At 63.0% G+C, this 4214-nt stretch carries 4 protein-coding genes; all 4 read left to right on the top strand.

The features are described from left to right. Positions 1 to 535 (top strand): ATP synthase F1 subunit gamma (gene atpG / locus VFJ08_RS06050; protein ID WP_324996202.1); only part of this gene is annotated, 535 nt, incomplete at its 5' end. Between the two features lie 80 nt (positions 536 to 615). Beyond that, complete coding sequence (gene atpD / locus VFJ08_RS06045) at positions 616 to 2013, top strand: F0F1 ATP synthase subunit beta (protein WP_324996200.1); 1398 nt, start codon at positions 616 to 618, stop codon at positions 2011 to 2013. Between the two features lie 70 nt (positions 2014 to 2083). Beyond that, a complete protein-coding gene (locus VFJ08_RS06040; RefSeq protein WP_324996198.1) occupies positions 2084 to 2497 on the top strand; it encodes a F0F1 ATP synthase subunit epsilon in 414 nt (137 codons plus the stop codon). 213 nt (positions 2498 to 2710) lie between these two features. Then, a complete protein-coding gene (locus tag VFJ08_RS06035; RefSeq protein ID WP_324996196.1) occupies positions 2711 to 3943 on the top strand; it encodes a hypothetical protein in 1233 nt (410 codons plus the stop codon). The last annotated feature ends 271 nt before the right edge of the window (positions 3944 to 4214 follow it).

Here is a 4214-nt window from a genome sequence, read left to right as displayed (position 1 = left end):
CAACGTCGAAGTCGATCTCGTGGTCATCGGTCGTAAGGGCTTGAGCTTTTTCAAGCGCTTCGCCAAGGTCAAGGCCGACGTGGTCGATCTGGGCGATCGGCCGCATTTGCAGGATCTGATCGGCACGGTCAAGGTGATGCTCGACGATTATCGCGAGGGCAACGTCGATCGCGTGTTCGTCATGGGCAACGAGTTCGTCAACACCATGACGCAACGCCCGTATCGTCAACAGTTGCTGCCGGTCGAGGAAAGCGACGACAACGAGCTGTCCGATCGTTGGGACTATATCTATGAGCCCGAGGACAACGGGCTGGTGGACGATATTCTGGTCCGCTTCGTCGAATCGCAGGTCTATCAGGGCGCGGTCGAGAACGTGGCCTGCGAAATGGCCGCGCGGATGGTGGCCATGAAGTCGGCCTCGGACAACGCCGGCGACATCATCGACGACCTGCAGTTGGAGTACAACAAGCAGCGTCAGGCCGCGATCACGCAGGAACTGTCGGAAATCGTGGCCGGCGCGGCGGCCGTCTCCTAGACGGCCAGCGGCTGACGCGCCAGGTAATTGGACGAGAACAAGATACGCGGCAGCGCGCGCTGCCCAGTCGAGGAAACGCTATGAGTCTTGGAAAAGTCGTACAGATCATCGGCCCGGTGGTGGACGTCGAGTTCGACCGCGAATCGCTGCCGAACATCTTCGATGCGCTCAAGCACAAGGATACTGGTCTGGTGCTCGAGGTCGAGCAGCAAATCGGCGACGGTGTCGTGCGCTGCATCGCGATGGGCGTGACCGAGGGTTTGACCCGCGGCGGCGAGGTCGAAAACACCGGCAGTCCGATCTCCGTGCCGGTCGGCCAGAAAACGCTCGGCCGTATCATGGACGTGCTGGGCAATCCGATCGACTTAAAGGGCGAGATCGGCGCCGACGATATCGCGCCGATCCATCGCGATCCGCCGACGTTCGAGGACCAGGCGGGCGGTCAGGAGCTGCTGGAAACCGGCATCAAGGTCATCGATCTGCTCTGTCCGTTCGCCAAGGGCGGCAAGGTCGGCCTGTTCGGCGGCGCCGGCGTCGGCAAGACCGTCAACATGATGGAGCTGATCCGCAATATCGCCGCCGAGCATTCGGGCTACTCCGTATTCGCCGGCGTGGGCGAGCGCACCCGTGAAGGCAACGACTTCTACTACGAAATGCAGGAGTCGGACGTACTCGACAAGGTGGCGCTCGTCTACGGCCAGATGAACGAGCCGCCGGGCAACCGCCTGCGCGTGGCGCTGACCGGGCTGACCATGGCCGAGTTCTTCCGCGACGAAGGCCGCGACGTGCTGATGTTCATCGACAACATCTATCGTTATACGCTGGCTGGCACCGAGGTCTCGGCGCTGCTCGGCCGCATGCCCTCGGCGGTGGGTTACCAGCCGACCCTGGCCGAGGAAATGGGCCTGTTGCAGGAACGCATCACGTCGACCAAGACCGGCTCGATCACTTCCGTGCAGGCGGTCTACGTGCCGGCCGACGATCTGACCGACCCGTCGCCGGCCACCACCTTCGCGCATCTGGACGCCACCGTCGTGCTGGCCCGCTCGATCGCCGAGCGCGGCATCTATCCGGCGGTGGACCCGCTGGATTCGACCTCGCGCCAGCTCGATCCGAACATCATCGGCAACGAGCATTATCAGTGCGCGCGCGGCGTGCAGCAGACCCTGCAGCGCTATCGCGAACTCAAGGACATCATCGCCATTCTGGGCATGGACGAGCTGTCCGAGGACGACAAGCTGGCGGTAGCCCGCGCCCGTAAGATCGAGCGTTTCCTGTCGCAGCCGTTCTTCGTGGCCGAAGTGTTCACCGGCTCGCCCGGCAAGTACGTGGCCTTGTCCGAGACCATCCGCGGTTTTCAGGGCATCGTTGACGGCGAATACGACCATCTGCCGGAACAGGCGTTCTATATGGTCGGCACCATCGACGAGGCCATCGCCAAGGGCGATGAGATGGCCAAGAAGGAGAAGGCGGCCTGAGCGGGCGAGGCGTCTTCCTCGCGTGGCGGCCGCGGTCGTCGCTAAACCTTCAGTGGCATAGGCAAGCGTTATGAAAATTCACGTCGATGTCGTCAGCGTGGAAGGCGAGATCTTCACCGGCTCGGCCAGCATCGTGTTCGCGCCCGCCGAAATGGGCGAAATCGGCATCATGCCGCGCCACGCGCCGCTGTTGACCCGGCTCAAGCCCGGCAACCTGCGTATTCGCGACGAGAACGACGACGAGGAACAGGTGTTCGTTTCCGGCGGGCTGCTGGAAGTGCAGCCGCATTTGATCACCGTGCTGGCCGACACCGCGGAACGGGCCGAGGACATCGACGAAGCCGAGGCCGAGAAAGCCAAGGAACGTGCCGAGCAGGCGGTGTCCGAGGCCGAGGGCGAGAGCGATCTCGCGCGCGCCCAGCTCGAGTTGACCGAAGCCGCCGCCCGCCTGGAGATGGTTCGCCGTATCCGCAGCGGCCGTTAGCGGCGCCGCGATAACAAGGCCCTCTTGACCTGCCGGGGCAACGGCCGCAAGCCTTGGCGCTAAAAACAGCCGACGCGTCGGTTGTTTGTTACCGGATTAGGCGCTGATAATATCTCTCGAATCAGCGGTTTCCTTCGGCCCCGCGGCTTGAAAGCCACGGGGCCGATTTATATTATTGCAGCGGGTCAAAACGCTTTGCGTAGCGTGAGCGTCATGGGGAATGCTGCCGAACACATCGTCCGCGGTTGCGGCGTCGTCATGGCGTTATGCTGTGTCGTCGGCAGCGCCCAGGCGAGTGGATTGGATACGTTCTCCGTATTCGACTCGTCGAAACTGAACCGCCAGATTCACGGTCATCAAAGCAAGATCGATCTTTCGGCGGGGCCGATGCGGCTCGGCGACGCCGCGGCGTTCTTCGGTGTCGATTCGCTCAGCAACGACATCAATCACTATCTCACGAGCGGTCTGCGGTGGAAGAGCGCCGCCGTCGATACGCCGCTGCTGAGGATCGACGCCATGCATACCGCCTCGAGCGGCAGTGGTATCGGCAGTCAGACGCTCATGCGCGCCGAGGCGCAGCTCGATCTCGGCAATCGCTGGTATCTCCCGAATCTGACCTTCGAGGCCGATCAGTTGTTGAGCAGCGGTAGCGCGGTTTCGGCCCTGGACGGGCGCGCGACCCGGATCGGCTTCGGTCACGATTTCGCCGCCGGCAACTATCACATCGGCTATTTTCAAACCGGCCGCAACTACAGCCCGTGGGGCAGTGCGATCGTCGCCGGGGATAGCGGCTTCGAAGTCTCCGGGGCCTACGATCTGGGCCGCCGCTGGCGGTTCAGCAACACCGTGCGAATGCACGCGGGCAACAGCGCGACCGATTTTGGAGATAGCCTGGTCGACAAGTGGAGTCTGAGCAGGATCGGTGATTCGAGCGCCATCGGCCGGCCGTGGCGGCTGAGCGCGCAGTTCGGTAATGCCGGCGGGTTCGGTGCCGAGCGCGAGACGCCGCTGTCACTGAAGTTGGCTGCACGGACCCGAAACTGGCGCGATTGGCATGTCGATTCGGCGCTCGGCTGGTATCAAGGTTATGTGCCCACACCCGGCGCCATGCCCGTCCAAGGCGGACTATGGCAGGTCTCGGCCAGTCATGAGCTCGATCTGGCGGGTCTGGAAACCCGCTTCCAGCCGAGCTTCTCGATCGGCGGCAGCCGGCACGACGGCCAGGCGCTCGGTAGTCGTACGGGGCTCGCCATGGGATTCCCGGGGCTGCTCGACAACGTCGCGGTCAGCGTCGGCTATCTCTCGGCCGGTTGGAGCCCGGTCGGCAATCGTTCGGACATCCAGATGATGCTGAACATCACCCAGAACGCGGGTACCGTGCTGCCACGGCTCGGTTCGCTCTTGGATCGCCTGCGTGGGCAGTGGTTCGGTTTTGATTATTATTGACCCGGCGCTAAAACAGATGAAATATCAGATGTTTTCAACTATTTAGCGGAGATGGCCGCGGCGATGACCGCCACCTGAACGCGCGCGGCGATCCGTATTCAGCGCGCGCGGCGCTGTCGGGTTATTCTTGAGCGGCGGACGATGGGTGCCGGCGGCCGCGAATATGGCCACGTTCATTTTCCGGTCATCGGGTTTCGCGTGTCATAGACGGTTCGCGGCCTCGATAGCCCGTAGCGCGACGCTCGATCGGCCACGTCGCCCTTTTGAAAGG

Source organism: Salinisphaera sp., assembly GCF_035690525.1.
Classification (GTDB): Bacteria; Pseudomonadota; Gammaproteobacteria; order Nevskiales; family Salinisphaeraceae; genus Salinisphaera.
This window is presented reverse-complemented; position numbering and strand designations above follow the sequence as displayed.